General features: G+C 63.2%; 14 protein-coding genes. 7 read left to right on the forward strand and 7 right to left on the reverse strand.

Features of this window, described 5'->3' with window-relative positions:
* Positions 1-21: 21 nt before the first annotated feature.
* Complete coding sequence (locus A0W34_RS05135; protein ID WP_003945643.1) at positions 22-570, reverse strand: YceI family protein; 549 nt, start codon at positions 568-570, stop codon at positions 22-24.
* Between the two features lie 78 nt (positions 571-648).
* Positions 649-2,385 (reverse strand): 2-isopropylmalate synthase, encoded by a 1,737-nt coding sequence (locus A0W34_RS05140; protein ID WP_081557417.1) that lies wholly within the window; start codon positions 2,383-2,385, stop codon positions 649-651.
* Positions 2,386-2,548: 163 nt separating this feature from the next.
* Between A0W34_RS05140 and A0W34_RS05145 the strand changes: the two genes are divergently transcribed.
* The gene (locus A0W34_RS05145) at positions 2,549-3,229 is read left to right on the forward strand and encodes a FadR/GntR family transcriptional regulator (protein WP_007734477.1); all 681 of its coding nucleotides are present in this window, start codon (positions 2,549-2,551) and stop codon (positions 3,227-3,229) included.
* Here the strand turns inward: A0W34_RS05145 and A0W34_RS05150 are convergent.
* Positions 3,226-4,332 carry a TIGR00374 family protein gene (locus A0W34_RS05150; protein ID WP_058039159.1) on the reverse strand — a complete coding sequence of 369 codons (1,107 nt, stop codon included), beginning with the start codon at positions 4,330-4,332 and terminating at the stop codon, positions 3,226-3,228. The genes A0W34_RS05145 and A0W34_RS05150 overlap by 4 nt on opposite strands.
* Positions 4,333-4,341: 9 nt before the next feature.
* On the reverse strand, positions 4,342-5,820 hold the full coding sequence (locus A0W34_RS05155) for an adenylate/guanylate cyclase domain-containing protein (RefSeq protein ID WP_003945952.1): 1,479 nt from the start codon (positions 5,818-5,820) through the stop codon (positions 4,342-4,344).
* 192 nt (positions 5,821-6,012) lie between these two features.
* Here A0W34_RS05155 and A0W34_RS05160 point away from each other — a divergent pair, with 192 nt between their 5' ends.
* Genes A0W34_RS05160 through A0W34_RS05175 form a run of 4 tightly spaced genes read left to right on the forward strand, consistent with a single transcriptional unit; the run spans position 6,013 to position 9,805 of the window.
* Positions 6,013-7,191 carry an AI-2E family transporter gene (locus A0W34_RS05160; RefSeq protein ID WP_007734480.1) on the forward strand — a complete coding sequence of 393 codons (1,179 nt, stop codon included), beginning with the start codon at positions 6,013-6,015 and terminating at the stop codon, positions 7,189-7,191.
* The gene (gene macS, locus A0W34_RS05165) at positions 7,184-8,407 is read left to right on the forward strand and encodes a MacS family sensor histidine kinase (RefSeq protein ID WP_007734482.1); all 1,224 of its coding nucleotides are present in this window, start codon (positions 7,184-7,186) and stop codon (positions 8,405-8,407) included. The genes A0W34_RS05160 and macS overlap by 8 nt, the downstream gene beginning before the upstream one ends.
* Before the next feature lie 28 nt (positions 8,408-8,435).
* Positions 8,436-9,068: a response regulator gene (locus A0W34_RS05170; RefSeq protein WP_042453521.1), complete on the forward strand. Its 633-nt coding sequence runs from the start codon at positions 8,436-8,438 to the stop codon at positions 9,066-9,068.
* A gap of 17 nt (positions 9,069-9,085) precedes the next feature.
* Positions 9,086-9,805, forward strand: coding sequence for a DUF1707 SHOCT-like domain-containing protein (locus A0W34_RS05175; RefSeq protein ID WP_081557418.1), 720 nt, complete (start codon positions 9,086-9,088; stop codon positions 9,803-9,805).
* 4 nt (positions 9,806-9,809) lie between these two features.
* On the opposite strand, the gene A0W34_RS05180 is transcribed toward A0W34_RS05175, so the two are convergent.
* Together A0W34_RS05180 and A0W34_RS05185 are read right to left on the reverse strand one after the other, a co-directional pair.
* Entirely contained in the window at positions 9,810-10,262 is a 453-nt protein-coding gene (locus A0W34_RS05180; RefSeq protein WP_003945664.1) for a MaoC family dehydratase, read from the reverse strand.
* A gap of 35 nt (positions 10,263-10,297) precedes the next feature.
* Positions 10,298-10,825, reverse strand: a complete 528-nt coding sequence (locus A0W34_RS05185; protein ID WP_081557419.1) for a cupin domain-containing protein — start codon at positions 10,823-10,825, stop codon at positions 10,298-10,300.
* Between the two features lie 152 nt (positions 10,826-10,977).
* On the opposite strand from A0W34_RS05185, the gene A0W34_RS05190 reads away from it, so the two are divergent.
* Together A0W34_RS05190 and A0W34_RS05195 are read left to right on the forward strand one after the other, a co-directional pair.
* Positions 10,978-11,550, forward strand: coding sequence for a TetR/AcrR family transcriptional regulator (locus tag A0W34_RS05190; protein WP_042920278.1), 573 nt, complete (start codon positions 10,978-10,980; stop codon positions 11,548-11,550).
* 153 nt (positions 11,551-11,703) lie between these two features.
* Positions 11,704-13,566: a DUF2339 domain-containing protein gene (locus A0W34_RS05195; protein ID WP_081557420.1), complete on the forward strand. Its 1,863-nt coding sequence runs from the start codon at positions 11,704-11,706 to the stop codon at positions 13,564-13,566.
* On the opposite strand, the gene A0W34_RS05200 is transcribed toward A0W34_RS05195, so the two are convergent.
* Positions 13,541-16,480, reverse strand: a complete 2,940-nt coding sequence (locus tag A0W34_RS05200; RefSeq protein WP_007734492.1) for an MMPL family transporter — start codon at positions 16,478-16,480, stop codon at positions 13,541-13,543. The two genes, A0W34_RS05195 and A0W34_RS05200, sit on opposite strands and share 26 nt — an antisense overlap.
* Between the last annotated feature and the right edge of the window lies 1 nt (position 16,481).

Below are 16,481 nucleotides of genomic sequence, written 5' to 3' on the forward strand. Positions count from 1 at the left end.
TAATAAAGGCGCACAGTGCTGTTAGGCCTGGAGGCCGGCTTCGATCTCGAGGGTGATCGTGATCTTGTCGCCGACAACTGCTCCGCCGCCTTCGAGGGGCATCTCGATGGAGATGTCGAAGTCCTTGCGGTTGATGACGGTGGTGGCCTCGAATCCGGCGACGGGGCCCTGGCCCATGCCCGGGTTGACGCCGTTGAACTCGAGGTTCAGCTCGACCTCGCGGGTGACGCCGTGGAGCGTGAAGTCGCCGGCGAGGACGAAGTCGCTGCCCTTGGAGCGCACTGCGGTGGACTTGAAGGTGGCCTTCGGGAACTTCTCGACGTCGAAGAAGTCAGCGGACTTGATGTGGCCGTCGCGCTGCTCGTTCTTGGTGTTGATGGAGTCCACGGAAATCTCGGCCTCGACGGCGGGGGTTCCGTCTTCGGCAACGGTGATCGTTCCGGAGAACTCGTCGAACGTTCCACGAACCTTGGAAACCATGAGGTGGCGAACCGAGAATCCGACAGTGGAGTGGACGGTGTCGATGACCCAGGTTCCGGCGGTCAAAGCGGGCAAGGTTGCGGTGGTCATGGAAGCTCCTGAATAAGTAGTTGAATGTTCAAGTTCTTGTAGCTTCAACTATGGACCCCAGGAAATCCTTCCACAAGATCATGTGAGCTGCATCACAGTGTTTGTGCTTGCGGCATAGACCGCGTGAAGCGCCGACGCTGTCACCGACTGATGCACCGCAATGCCCCAGCGTCCTTCACCGTTCACCACGCACTCTGCAATGGTGACTGCCGAATTCGCACTCCCGGAAGAATTCGGGTTGCGGGGCAGTGAATGCTGGGTGAGCGAGACAACCTCGACGGCCGAGCCCTGTTCGGTCAGGATTTTGCTCAATGCCTCGACCGGCCCGGACGCACTGGCCGCGGCGGTGACCTCGCGCCCGTCGCGATCGATGGCAACGAACAACTGATCACCGTCGGCGGTGTGTTCCAGTGAGTACCGACGCACTCCTCCGTTGTACCCGTACTCGCGCAGCAGCAGTTTCCACAGTTGGTCGGCAGTCATTTCGGTGCCCGAGTCGTCGGTTTCGAGCTGCACCCGCGAGGCGAAGTCGATCTGCAGGCGCCGGGGGAGTTCGACCCCGTACTCGGTCTGCAGCAGATATGCGATTCCGCCCTTGCCCGACTGGCTGTTCACACGAATGACCGCCTGGTAGTCGCGGCCGACGTCGGCGGGGTCGATCGGCAGGTAAGGGACCGCCCACGGCGCCGATCCCGGATCGACGCCGGCAGCCTCCGCGCTCTCGTAGTGATGCGCGAAGCCCTTCTTGATCGCGTCCTGGTGGGTTCCGGAAAATGCCGTGTACACGAGATCGCCGCCGTACGGGTGGCGTTCGTGGACGGGAATTCTGTTGCAGTACTCCACCGTTCGACGGATCTTGTCGATGTCGGAGAAGTCGATTTCCGGATCGACGCCCTGTGCATGCAGATTCAGCCCCAGTGTGACCAGGTCGACGTTGCCCGTCCGCTCGCCGTTGCCGAACAGGCATCCCTCGACGCGCTGCGCGCCGGCCAGCACTGCCAGTTCGGCGCACGCAACGCCGGTGCCGCGGTCGTTGTGCGGGTGGACCGAGAGGATTACCGAATCGCGTCGGGCCAGATTCTGGTGCATGTATTCGATCTGATCGGCATAGATGTTGGGGGTGGCGATTTCGACTGTGGCAGGGAGGTTGTGGATGACCGGGCGATCGGGGCTGGCGTCCCAGAGTTCGGTGAGACTGTTGCAGACCTGCAGGATGTAGTCGGGTTCGGTGAGGTTGAAGACCTCGGGTGAGAACTCGAATCGCCAGCCGTCGTGGCCTTCGCCGCCACGAGCAACGTCTTGCGCGGCGCGGAAAATCATGTCGTGCAACTCTTCTCGCTCCTTGCCGAGAACGACGTTTCTCCACGTCGGCGCAGTCGCCGTGTACATGTGGACGACCGCGTCAGGCAGCCCCTCGATCGATTGATATGTCCGTTCGATCAAATCCGTACGCGCGGCAGTGAATACGACGATAGTGACGTCGTCGGGAACGAGATCGAAGCGCACCAGGTCGCGAACGAAATCGAAATCGGTCTGACTCGCGGAGGGGTAGCCGACCTCGATTTCCTTGTAGCCGATCGCCACCATCAGTTCGAACATTCGACGCTTGCGTTCGGGGTCCATCGGTTCTGCGAGGGCTTGGTTGCCGTCACGCAGATCGACGGGCACCCACAGGGGCGGCGCGGTGGTGCGATTGGACGGCCACGTCCGCTCGAAAGTCGGAATGTCGACGCGATCCCACGCGGCGCGATAGCGCTCGGACGGCATGGGTGACGGCTTCTGGTTGTTCCAGCGGTTGGCGCGGGTAGTACTCATCTTCGGTTTCTCCTGCGGTCGAGTCGAGAGACCGGCATGGCGAAACCCCGCGGAGGGGTGCCGGTCTTTCAGGCCCCGCCGCGGCAGTCGAGAAGGAGTGCTCCTGTAGCCATGCGGGCTACACTAGAATGAAATTACTTATCAGACAACCTGAGGAGTTCACGTGTCCCCGATCGTCGAGCGTCGGCTGCTCACCGACCAGGCCGCGGAGTTGCTACGCGCGCGGATCGTGAGCGGTGAATGGGAAGTCGGCGCCAAACTTCCAGGTGAAACCACTCTTGCTGCGCAGTTGGGTATCGGGCGGTCCACTATCAGGGAAGCAGTGCGGACTCTCGCGGGCCTCGGCATGCTCGAATCGCGGCAGGGCGCCGGGGTCTTCCTACGGAGTACGACGCCTCCGGATCAGTGGCCCCGAGTGCTCGAAGCCGAGGCGATCCTTCACGTCGTCGAGGTGCGCAACGCGGTCGAGATCGAAGCAGCTCGCCTCGCTGCGCAGCGGCGCGATGCCGTTGACGTCGCGGCTCTGCGGCAAGCGCTCGACGGTAGAACTGCCGCAGCGCACTCTGGCGACGCAGCGTTCGTCGACGCCGACATCGCCGTCCACCGAGCAGTGGTGGACGCGGCACACAATCCCGTGCTGTCGGAACTCTTCGAGACCTTTGTACCGCGTCTGCGGGCTGCGTTGATCGAGTTGATCGCGGTTCTGGACCTGCATCCACACAGCCAGCCCGACGCGGACGAGCATCGAATGTTGGTGGACGCCATCGAAGCCGGCGACGCGGAGGCAGCCGTTCGGATCAGCCGGGCACACCTCGACGACATGGCGGCAGCGTTGCGACGCTAGACGCCCGGCTGTTCGCGGCGTTCGAACTCGAGGTCCATCTCGAGGTCTTCGTGGTGGGTTGCACGGAAAGTGATCAAGAAGACGATCCAACCGGCGACAGCGACCCCGACGAAGCTGACCATCCGATATACAAACCATGCCGCAATTGCCTGCGCTCCACTGGCACCGGCGATCGTCAGCGCGGTGATCAGTGCGGTGTCCACGTAGCCCAGCCCGCCGGGCAGCAGCGGAATGCTGCCGACTGCTTTGGCGGCGGTGAAGGCAATCAGGAGCCCCGCGAAGGAGGGTTCCGCGCCCACCGCCCAGCATGCGAAACCCAAACAAGCGACATCGGCGACACGATGGATGGCCGACCACCCGAATGCGATGACCGAGTCGGTGCGGCTGAGCTCGACCGAATCCAGTTGCTTGAGGATTTCGGACCAACGGTGCATACCGCGCCCGGTCGGGTTCTTGCGAGAACGGTTGTACAGCGCCAGAACTCGGTGCCCGATGCGCTCGATGCTGCCGGGATTCTGGGCTATGTATCGCAACGCCAGAAACAGTGCTGCCATGCCGACGAGCGAAATCGTCAGCGTCACCGGGCTGACCTTGGTGCCGAACGCCGCTGCGCCGGTAGCGCCGAGTAGTGCCAGAGTCGCGGCGGCGATGACACCGCACATCGCCAACTGCCAGGATGCGACAACCGGTGTAGCGCCCCACTTTCGAGTCTGCTTGTACGTGAACGCAGTGGAGAAGACCTGGCCCGCAGGCAACGTCAGCGCCATTGCCGTACTGGCATAGATGACCGAGAGGTTCTTGAGGTGACCGGCAACCACACCGGCGGCATTGAGCAGACGTTGTTGAACGGACGCGTAACCGCTGAGTGAAATGAGTTGGGCCGCGACGCACGCGGCCACCCAACCCCAATGGATTTCGGTCAGGACCCGCCAGGCCTCACTTAGCCTGGGCCAGAGATATGCGCCTTCAACTATCAGGAGGGCGATGAGCGCTATCCCGAGCACCCACTTCAGCCACCAGAAGCGCCCTCTGGCCCGACTGGTCTCGGCCACGGGCGAGCGTGGTCGTCTCAGTCGCCGTGGGGTGTTTCCAGGCTGAGCCATCGACTCACCCTAACCAATTTGATCCGGATCGACCTCTGGATACTTTTCGGGCCACGCCAGATGCGTCAGTCGTCGGCGCCCACGCAGTTGGACTTGCTCGCCGAGTTCCCACTCGGCCTGTTCCTCTTCGTCGGCGAAGTACAACGCGCTCGTCGACGCCAGCACCCGGCTGGGCCGAAGTTTCGCGAGCTCGGTGAGCCGTGACGCTTCGTTGACCGGATCACCGATCACGGTGTACTCGAAACGTTCGGCAGCACCGATGTTGCCGGCGACCGCGAGCCCCGCGCTCACACCGATTCCGACGTCGAGGCCGGTGATGTCGTTGAGCTTGAACCGCAGCTCGCGAGCCGCAGCGAGGGCTGCCGTCGGAGCGTCGGGTCGATCGAGTGGTGCACCGAAGATGGCGAGCGCTGCATCACCCATGAACTTGTTGACAAAACCATGGTGACGATCGATGACGTCGACGACCACACGGAAGAACTCGTTGAGCAGTTCGACCACTTCACCCGGCGGGCGCTCGGCCGCGGCACCGGTGGATCCGACCATGTCGACGAACAGAACTGCCACGAATCGAGTTTCGCCGCCCAGCTCGGTACCGAACTTCAGCGCGCGCCGGGCCACGTCCTCGCCGACGTGCTGACCGAACAGCTCACGCAGCAGACGACGTTCGTCGGACTCTTTCATCATGCGGTTGAAGCCGACCTGCAGCCGGCCGATCTCACTGCCGTCGAACACCTCGACGCGTACGTCGGTGGCGCCGCGCTGCACCCGCTCGATGGCGCGTCGCAGTTGGCGGATCGGATCGGAGATCTGGGTAGCCGTCAGCATCGACAGCGCAAAGGCCTGCACGATCGCCATGATCGAGATGAGCAGGATCGCCCACGCGAGCGAGTCGGGGGAGAACTCGAGATCGGTCGTGAGCTGCGTCGAGCACAGCAAGATGATGCCTGCGACGGGCATCAGCGTGCCGAGTCCCCAGGTCATCGCCAGCCGGGTTCCGACGCCAGGCGCCATGGTCCGATCGAATTCGCCCTCGCTCAAAGCCTGGGCGGCGACCGGACGCAAAATGCGCTCACCGAGCATGTAAGTGAACCCGAAGGTCGTGGTCGCGGCCATACACACCGTCACGATCACGGCGATCGCGAGTCCGGGCATCTCGGTGATGGTCAGGAACACGAAGATGATGCCGCCCAGAATCCACAGCACCAGGTGGACGATGGCCTGGCGAAGCGGCGCGTGCAGTGCCGCCATCTGCTCGGACCTCGTGGGTGGACCCCCGCGCAGCCGCCAACGGATGACCGACTTCAACATCATTGCCGCCGCCGTAAGGCTGACGGCGCCGGCGAATGCCAGGTACACGCCGAAGATCGCAAAATTGCGGACCCGGTCGGCAACTATCGCGTCGGACTCCTGGATCGGCACGCCGTACCGGACGAAGGCAAAGACCAGTACCGCGCCGATCAGATTGGCTGCGAGCATGGAGAGCATATAGAGGGGCCACCGGCTGCGGATGGTCACCGCTATTGCTCTGTATGAGGCCCGCACAGGGTTCAATTTAGCTGGCAGAGGTCGAAGTGTTGGTACGCGCGTCCGATTATTCGTCCGCTCACCTGTGTCGGCCGGGCCGGTTAGGCTCGCGATGTGAACGCAAACAGGGGGCGTGCGGAGCGAGCATCGAGGATGAACAAACCCATCTCCGCCGACGCTCGGGCGGTGCATCCCGGCGTGCGCATCGCTGCGGAATGGTCGTGGCGCCTCATTGTGATCTTCGCCGGACTGTTGGTTCTCGGGTACGTCGTACTCCGCCTCGAAACCGTGCTCATCCCGGTGGGGCTGGCTCTGCTGGCATCAGCTCTGCTGATCCCGATTGTCGATCGGCTACAGGTGTGGGGTGTTCCCCGCTCGGCAGCCGTCATCGTCGTTCTGCTTGCCTCGATCGGACTGGTCGCGGGAATCATGACGTTTGTCGTCGAGCAGTTCATCGACGGGTTGCCCCAGCTCACCGACCAGTTCACGGCCAGCGTCACGCAAATTCAGAACTGGCTCACCAGCGGTCCGCTGCACTTCAGCGAGGATCAGATCCGCCAGGCAGGTGATTCGGTCGTCAAGTCGGTGCAATCCAATCGTGAGTCCCTGACCAGCGGCGCCTTGACCACGGCGACAGTAATCGGCGAGATCTTCACCGGGGCATTGCTGACGCTGTTCACTCTCATCTTCTTCCTCTACGGCGGCGATCAGATCTGGCAGTTCGTCACCCGGATCGTTCCCACCGACGCGCGTCGTCGCGTACGGATCGCCGGTTCTGCAGGTTTCGGGTCGCTGATCGGCTACGTGCGCGCCACGGTCGCGGTTGCCGCCGCCGACGCGATCGGTATCGGTGCCGGCCTGGCGATCCTCGGGGTGCCGCTCGCCCTGCCGCTGGCGTCGTTGGTGTTCATCGGCGCGTTCATTCCGATCGTCGGTGCATTTCTGACCGGTTTTCTCGCGGTGCTTGTCGCTCTGGTCACGAAGGGTTTCCTGACGGCGCTGATCGTCCTCGGCATCATCATCGGCGTCATGCAGCTCGAAGCGCACGTGATGCAACCGCTGTTGTTGGGTCGCGCTGTTCGACTGCATCCGCTGGCAGTCGTTCTCGCCATTACAACGGGCATCGTTCTCGCTGGAATCGTCGGCGGGCTCTTGGCTGTCCCGATCGTCGCGGTCCTGAATACCGCTATTCGTTCCCTCCTCGCCGACGACCCGGACATCGCGTACGCCGAACTGCACGTCGAAGATCCGGAAACCCCACTGTTCCCCGCCGAACCCGACGAGCCGCGCGCCGAGCCTCGCATCGTGAACCCCACTCCTCCCGATGACTGAGCCCACCCGCCGTCGTCGGCTGCACTATCAGCCGACCGTTCGCGAGGCGTCGGGCGTCGACACCGACCCTGATGCCCCGCTGTGGCGGGCGGCGCAGGCATTTCGGCTCGTCACGCTGGTGTACGCGATCAGCTACCAGTTCGCCTCGGCCTCCGACTACACCAACTCTCGGCTCAGCTGGTTCTTCGTCGCTCTGATGGCCGTGTGGACCGGGGTGTCGGCACTGTTGCTCGGGACATCCGGTGCTTTGTTCGGGAAGAAGCTGCCGCGGTATCAGGTGGTGATCGCCGATCAGGTGGTCGTCATCTTGCTGATGGCGTCGACGAGGCTGGTCTCCGACCACGAGTGGTATCAGAATCACCAGACGCTGCCCACCACGCTGTGGGCCACCAACGCGGTCATCTCCGCGGCAATTCTCGGCGGGCCGTGGCTCGGTATGGCGTCCGGAGTTGTCATCTCGGCGGCCAGCGCGATCATCCGCGACCAGGTCAACCTGGACCTCTGGCGCGATGCGACGGCTCCCGTGCTCGTATCGGTCGGCCTGGCGTTGGGCTTGGCCACCACCACCGCTCGGCGCTCGCATCGACAACTCGAGCAAGCCGTCCGTCTGGCGGCGGCCACCGAAGAGCGCGAGCGTTTGGCACGCGAAGTACACGACGGCGTTCTGCAGGTGCTGGCGATGGTGCGCAGGCGAGGTGCGGCACTCGGCGGCGAGGCAGCTGAACTGGCTGCTCTGGCCGGTGAGCAGGAGGTCGCCTTGAGAATGCTGATCTCCGAGCAGGTTTCGGGCGCCGCGGCAGACGTCGGCGGACAGACAGTGGATCTGTGTCCGCTGCTGACCACGCAGGCAAGCACGTCGGTGTCGGTGTCGACGCCCGCGCACCCCGTCGTGATCGAGCGTGATCGAGCCATCGAACTGGCAGCCATCGTCGACAATGCTCTGTCCAATGTCGGGCTGCACGCCGGGCCCGCGGCGAAGGCATACGTATTGCTCGAAGATTTGCCGGACGAGGTGATCGTCAGCATCCGCGACGACGGCGTCGGAATCCCCGAGGGTCGCTTGGCGCAGGCCGAAGCCGAAGGCCGCATGGGAGTATCGAAGTCCATTCTCGGCCGAGTGCAGGTGCTCGGCGGCACTGCAGTCCTGCAAACCGGGCCGGGGGAGGGCACCGAATGGGAGATCAACGTTCCGAAGGGGAAAAGTGAGCGCGGCTGACGAACATGGCGAGAATCCGGTGACGGTGATGGTCGTCGACGATCACCCGATGTGGCGCGACGGTGTCTCCCGGGACCTCGAAGCTGCCGGCTTCACCGTGAGCGCCACGGCGGAGGGTGTCGAGAGTGCGCGCCGCCGGGCCGCCGCCGTGCAACCGGCGGTGGTTCTGATGGACATGAACCTGCCGGACGGAAACGGTGCCGACGCCACCACCGCAATTCTCGAGGTTTCGCCGAAGAGCAAGGTACTGGTGCTTTCGGCCTCTGCCGAACGTGACGACGTCCTCGACGCGGTCAAAGCCGGAGCGTCGGGTTACCTGGTCAAGAGTGCTTCGGTGGCGGAACTGCTCGAGGCCGTGCGAGCGACTTTCGACGGACAAGCCGTCTTCACCCCCGGCCTCGCCGGATTGGTGCTCGGTGAGTACCGCCGGATGTCGACGGCACCGGCCGACGATCGCGCACCCGAGCTGCCTCGGCTCACCGACCGTGAGACCGAAGTGCTCCGTCTTGTCGCCAAGGGGCTGAGCGCAAAACAGATCGCCACGAGGCTCTCGCTCAGCCACCGGACCGTCGAAAACCATGTGCAGGCAACGCTTCGGAAGCTTCAGTTGGCCAATCGCGTCGAGCTCACGCGATACGCGATAGAACAAGGTCTCGAATAACGTTTATCCTGGAAATCATGGAGGCCAGGAATCTACGCGTATCCGATGCCGAACGAGAGCATGTCGGCGAGCTGCTGCAGAAAGCTGTCGGTCAAGGGATGCTCTCGCTCGGTGAGTTCACCGAGCGCATGGACACTGCCTTGGCCGCAAAGACACGAGGTGAGCTCAACTCGGTTCTCGCCGATCTTCCGGGCATCACACTGATCTCCGACTACGACCCACCCGCGTATCCCAATGCGGGTCAGCCGATGTACCAAGGCCAGCCCTACCCGGCGCCGACGTACCAACCCCAACCGCCGCCGGTTCATCCGAGCCCGCCTTACCGCGCTCCCGTCGGGGCTCCGGTTGTAGGTACTTACGGAGCGGCAAATGCTGCCGTGATCCGTGGACGAATGGCGACGGTGACGCGGAACGGTGCCTGGATCGTTCCACCAGCTGTCGTGGTCGACACCAGAATGTCCAGTGTGACTATCGATTTCACGCGTGCGGTGATGCAGACGCAGGTCGTGAACATCTCGATCGACGACTACGCCAGCTCGATTTCACTGATCGTTCCCGAAGAGGCGACGGTGGACATGAACGGTGTCGAGGCAGTCGGGGGAAGCGCGTCGAACAAGGTTCGGTCCGGCCCACAGATAGGCCCGCTGCATCTGGTGGTGCACGGCAAGGTGCGATTCGGCAGTGTCACCGCGAAGCATCCCTTCGGTACCACGATCCGAAAGATGTTCGGCTCCTGACCTTTCAGTGATACGCGCGGGTCAACATCTCGGCGACGCACACGGGCTTGTCACCGTGTTCTCGTTCGAACGTCTGCGTCACCGTGATCTGGACACCGCCGTTGATCGGTTCGACTTTGCTCAACGTCGCGCGCATGCGGACACGAGAGCCGACCGGAAGCGGAGCAGGCAACCTGACCTTGTCGAATCCGCAGTTGAGAGCAAACGCAAAACCTTCGAGCGAGAACATTGCGTACGAGAACTTGGGGCCGAGTGAGAGCGTGTAGTTGCCGTGCGCGATGGTTCCGCCGAACGGTGACTCCTTCGCGCGATCCACATCGACGTGAATCCACTGATCGTCGCCGGTGACCCGGGCGAACTCGTCGATGGACTCCTGGGTGACATCGTGCCAGTCGCTGACGCCCAGCTCTTGGTTCAGGTTGGCGCTGAGGTCTTCTGCTCCGGTGAGTACAAGCATGAATCTTCCTTCGATCGGTAGGTGCTGACAGTCGGTCAGTGACTTTCGATGCCGAATCCCACACCGTGTGTCTGTGCGATCTCGGCGGTGGCAACGAGATCGAATTCGATCCCGAAGTCTGCTTCTACCCGCGCTGCAACCGATTCCGCGGCGGAACCTGCTTCGGCCAGTAGTTTCGGCATCAGTTCGAACAGGTCTTCCATCCCTCCGGGCGTGATGATTTCGAGAATCCGCGCTGGAGCGTCGTCGGGATTCCACACGGCGTGCCACTGGCCACGCGGTTTGAAGATCATGGCGCCGGTCTCCGCGTAGACGACCTCGTCTCCGACCATCGCTGCGACGCGGCCACTTTGAACCACCGTGTACTCGTCTTCCCGGCTGTGGCGATGGACCGGTGAGGTCATCGAATGCGGAGCGATGCGGTGTTGTACAAGAGAGAAACCTCCCTCGGTTTGTTTGTTACGAACCATCATCCGGACGCCGGTGGCCGCGAGGGTCCCGGCGAGGTCTTCGTCCGGTCCGAGGACGGTCGCGGTGGTGTTGTTCGGGGAATTCGGTGACATCGATTCAGTCCTTCGTCGTCGTGAGCGTCGTTGGCCGCGCTCCGGTTTGTTGATTCCCGAATCATGTACCAATCGGTCTAGTGATGCAAGGTTTTGACAATTAATGCACTTCAACTGTTGTCGATATGTGTACTGATCGGTATATTGAACGTATGTCTACGAGGGATTTGTTGGTCGATGCCGCTGCCGATCTGTTGCAGCGGAAGGGCTACGCCGGAACGGGTGTGTCGGAAGTTCTCTCGGCTAGTGCGACTACCAAAGGTTCCTTGTACTTTCACTTTCCCGGCGGCAAGGAAGAACTCGCAGGCGAGGCTCTGAGACGACGTGGCGAGGCAATGGCCGATTTCATCCGGCACCTGCTGGAGAGCTCACCCGATGCAGCCACCGCGATCTCGGCATTCGCCGCCGCATTGGCTGCGCGTTTGTCGGATTCGGACTACGAACGTGGATGTGCCCTGGCTACGGCAACACTGGATGCCGCAACCGAATCCGAGGTCATCCGCGGTGCTTGTGCGGACGGGTACAACTCGTGGCTCGCACTGCTGGCTCAGCGCCTCGAGGCAGACGGTTGGTCCCGCGAAGACGCCGAGTCCGAGGCAATTCTCGCTCTGTCCGCACTCGAGGGCGCGCTGGTCCTTGCTCGGGCGCGTCAGGATCCCGCTCCGCTTCACACTTCGGGTCGGCTTCTGTCCGAACGATTGCGGAACGCGGCACCTCGGCGTTAGTGCCCTGTCAGTCGATGATGCAGTCAGTCGATGATGCAGTCAGTCGAGGGTGCTGTCAGTCGAAGGTGTCCTCAGTTGAGTACGAGAAGTCCCCAGGCTGATCGAGTAGTACTACTCATCTGATCGGTTCGGCCACGCAGCAAGCTCGAAGCCATGACCACACCGAGCTTTTCCGCCGTCGATCCGCGACTGGTGACCGCCCTCTCGGCCGAGTGCGACAGCATCGGCCGGCAGTTGCGTCACATGGGCCAGAACCTGTCGATCCTGCAGACTCAGCTGTCCTCGGCTACTGCGACCCCGCCCATGCCGGTAGTTCCGGCACCCGCATCTCCGGCGCCACAGGTGCCGCAGATGCCACCAATGCGTCCTCAGCAGAGCGTGCCCGCGTGGCAGCCGCCGACGTATCCGGTTGCCGCGCCTCGCCAGCCCTGGTGGCAACGCGACGGTGTCATCAGTCGACTCCTGGCCGCGGCAGGTGTTGCCGTCACACTGATCGGCGTCGTGATGCTGCTGGTACTTGCAGCGCAGGCCGGATTCTTCGGACCTCCGCTGCGGGTGCTCGGCGGTGCGCTCCTTTCCGGCGCCTTGGTGTTTGCCGGGGTGCGGGTCCACGGACGACCAGGGGGCAAAGTGGGGGCAATTGCCCTGGCTGCCACCGGTTTTGCAGGGATGTATCTCGATGTCGTCGCAGCCTCCGTTCTCTACGGTTGGGTGACGACACCGCTCGCGGTGGTGATTGCCTTCGGAATCGCCGCCGCCGGCGTTGCCCTCGCCGTGAAGTGGGATTCCGAATCGCTGGCGCTCATGATCGTTCTGGGAGCAGCGCTCCTGGCTCCCGTGTTGACGTCGGGAATATCGTTGACCCTCATCGGTTTCCTCTTCGCGATCCAGTCGGCGACATTCTCCGCCCAGCTCGGTCGTGACTGGAAGTACCTGGGCATGGCGCGCACCGTACCGGTGGTTCTCGCACTGCTCGCAGCGATAGCGTCGGAGTCCATCTTCGGCGAATCCGGTAACAGTGCAGTGCAATTGGTGATCAGTGCCGGCGTGGTTGCAATCGTGGGGGCCGGCTGCGCGATGGCGATGCAGTGGACGGGTTCGCCCTCGCGTGACGGCATTGCAGGGGCGTGGTCCACCGCTACCTTTGTCGTCTCGTCCCTTCCGCTGATGAGCGTCGGAGCCGTGCTCGGGCGCACCGAATCCGCAGTGCTGTACGGAATTGCTGCGGCACTACTTCTTTCGGCTGCAGCGGCGGCCAAGCCTTTGCCGACGCAACTGCGATTCGGACTGGGCGCAACCGGCGCCCTCGCATTGTTGCTCTGCTGCTTCTCCGGGGCGACTGAATCTCTGGTCGTACCGCTGATCCTCACGGTCGGAATGATCTTCCTCGGAGTCTCGCTGTATGCGGGTTCGCGCTTCGTCTTCGCGCTCGGAACCGCCTTTGCGGCAATCGGATCGATCGGATACCTCACGACGGTTCCGCCGGAAGCGTTGACGACCGCTCGCGCCGCATCCATGCAACTCGGTGCGATCACGGCGCTCTCGAGTCTGACGGCGATAGGCGCGGTGGTGATGCTGGTCTGGGCGATTCACCGACTGAAGTTGATTGCCGATTCCAACGCGGCGGTTCTATGGGCGGCCGCAGGGTTCGGTGTCCTCTACGCGGTGACGTGCGCGCTCGTCTCATCCGGCGTCGAAATTTTCGACAGTGCAACCGGATTCGTTGCCGGGCACAGTGTTGCAACCATCGTGTGGATGCTTGCCGCCACGTCAGCGCTGGTGCTCGGATTGAACAACCGCCAGCACGCTCGCGTCTTGCTCGGAGCCGGGCTTGCTCTCACCAGTGCGGCCGTGGCAAAGCTGTTCCTCTTCGACCTGGCCACACTCAGTGGGCTGGTGCGTAGCGTTGCCTTCCTGGTGGTCGGCTTGCTGCTCCTGCTGGTCGGGACACGTTATGCACGAGCCTTCGCCAAGCAGGAGCAGGAGCAGGTCAGCTTCGCTTCTGGCGAGCGATGAGCTCGCTCACGCTGATGGCGCCTGCGTCGTCAGGCCGGTGCCTGCCGGTGGCGTTGTCGTCGCCGTCAGGGGTGGCGTCCGAGACTCGGGGCTCGTTGGTAGGCGAAGGCGAATCCGTGAAAACCCCGTTACGACGCTCCGGAGCGGTCGGTGGAGGCGGCGACTGGGGGGTCGCCTCCACCGAGGTCGGGGCTGAACCGTTTGTTGCAGAGCCGTTGGTAGCACCGTTTGCGGAGCCGTTCCGGCTCGCGCCGTTGGAGCCTGAACTGCTGCTGGCAGCACCGTTGGTCGCCGAACCGTTTGTCCGCGAAGGCGTCCGGACCACCGGCAGTGGACGTGAGGCCGGGGGAGTCTGTTCCCGGGCCCGCAGGTCCGACAACCAACTCTCGATGGGACGCTCGGCCGGCGCAGCGGGCGTGGGGTTTCTGCGCTTGTCGCTGGCATTCGGTTGCGGCCGGTACGAGGGATTGGGTACAGGTGCCTCGATCAGGTTCTGGGGGGCGCTGGCTGCACTCCCGATATCGAGACGACGTCGCGGTGCCGGCTTCTCCGCGGCGGGAGCCTCCGTGTTGGGTGCCTTGATCGCCATTTCGCTGAGCGGAATGGGCTCGGTGAGAGGATCGGGAACGCGAGGTCCGCTTTCCGGCTGTGCAGCCGGGGCAGGCGGCGGCATGACCCGCGAGGCCGCTTCGATCTTGCGCGGCTGCCCCGGTCCGGCGATCGCACCGACAGGCGCGATCTGCGGGACGTTCGCGAGTACCAGCTCGTTGTCGAGGATCGGCTCGCCCAGCCCGATCTTCTGCTGGATCCGCTTCATCCAGGCCGGAGCCCACCAGCAGTCGTCGCCGAGCAGTTTCATGGTCGCGGGGACCAGGAACATTCGGATGAGAGTCGCGTCGATGATCAGCGCGGAGATCATGCCGTAGGAGATGTATTTCATCATCACCAGATCGGACAGGCCGAATGCGCCGGTGACCACGATCAGAATCAGTGCGGCAGCGGTGATGATCCGGCCGGTATGTGCCGTGCCGATACGGATGGATTCGGTAGTACTCGCGCCCTGCGCTCGCGCTTCGACCATGCGGGAGAGCAGGAACACTTCGTAGTCGGTCGACAGGCCGTAGACGATCGCGATGATCAACACCAGGACGGGAGACATGATCGGTCCCGGCGTGAAGTTCAAGAGACCGGAACCGTGCCCGTCGATGAAGATCCAGGTCAGGATTCCGAGCGTCGAACCCAGTCCGAGCGCGCTCATCAATGCGGCCTTGATGGGCAGGACGAGCGAGCCGAACGTCAAGAACATCAGCAAGGTCGTCAGCAGGATGACGGATACGACCATCAGCGGCAGACGATCGAGCAATGCGTCGACGCTGTCCTGCTCGATGGCCGGAGTACCGCCGACCAGCACAGTTGTGCCCTCGGGCCAGTCCGCGGACCGCAGATAGTCGATGGTGGGACGTGCCTCGTTCCGCTCCGTCAGACCGGCCTTGAGGACGTTGACACCGTCCTTCGTCGCAACCTCCGGGGTGAACTTCTCGACCAGACCCGGCGCAGCATTTGCGGTCTTGGAAATCTGACCGAGGGTGGTGTTGTCGGCTCCCTCGATGACGAGTCGAACGGGCTCGGTGCGATTGCCGGGGAAGAGTTCGTCGAACTGCGCCTGCGCGACACGCGTGGGGCTGTCCGGGGGCAGGTACGTCTCGTTGATACCGCCGAACTTGATGCCCGTCAGCGGAATGATCATCAGCAGTAGAGCCGCGACGATCGGGACCGCGACCTTGAGCGGATGCTGCATGACCCAGCGGGTGAGCTTGCCCCAGAAACCGTTCTCGATTTCCTCGTTGGTCTTGGTCTGGCGCAGCTTCTTGAAGGTCAGCGCGTCGATCCGCTTGCCGAGAATGCCGAGAATCGCGGGAAGAATCGTGATGGACGAGATCGCGGCAAGCATGACGGCAGCAATGGCGCCGTAAGCCACCGATTTGAGGAAGCCCTGCGGGAACAACAGCAGACCGCCGAGGCTGACGGCAACCATGGTCGCCGAGAACATGACCGTTCTACCCGCCGTCATGACCGTTCGGCGTACTGCGGTCGGGGTGTCGTACCCCTCGGCTATCTCTTCTCGGAAACGGCTGACGATGAACAGTCCGTAGTCGATCGCGAGACCCAGACCGACCAGAGAGACCACGGGCGCAACAAACGCGTTGACCTCGGTGAAGTTGGTGATCAGTCGAATGATGCCGTTGGCGCCGATGACGGTCAGACCGCCGACGATCAACGGGAGGGCAGCAGCGACGACGCCACCGAAGACGAAGAACAGCAGGACACCGACAGCAGGAATCGCGAGCATTTCCATGCGCTTGATGTCGTTGGCCATCGTGTCGTTGAGCGAATTCGCGACAGGTTGCAGGCCGGCGAGTTGCACGTCGACGCCGTCGATGTAGAACTGCGACTCGACGTCGCGGAAGTTGTTGGACACCGCGGTGTCGTTGTCTCCGGCGATCGCGATGCTGGTGACCGCGTGTTGCTTGGTCTTGTCCGCCAGGGCCGCCACCGAGAGACCGTTGTCGACCTTGAAGTACGAGCCGTTGATCTTCATGATCTGGTCGGGGTTGTCGGCGACGAGTCGCTGCAGATTGTCGATGACCTTCGCTTGGAACTCGGGGTCGTCGACGGTCTTGCCCTCCGGCGCCGTGTACAGCGCCAGAACGTCACCCGTCGTGCTGCGTCCGAACGTGCCGTCAGCGAGTTTGGCAGCCTCTACCGATTCCGACCCCGGATCGTCCCAGCCGCTCTGGCTGAGATGATCCTGCAGGCTCAGGCCGTACGCAGCGAGCCCGAGGAGCCCCGCCACCATGACAGCGATGACGGTGAAGCGGGCTCGATAGACGATGCTTCCCCAGCTGGCGAACACT

Source organism: Rhodococcus sp. BH4 (genome assembly GCF_002079265.1).
GTDB classification, from domain to species: domain Bacteria; phylum Actinomycetota; class Actinomycetes; order Mycobacteriales; family Mycobacteriaceae; genus Rhodococcus_F; species Rhodococcus_F qingshengii.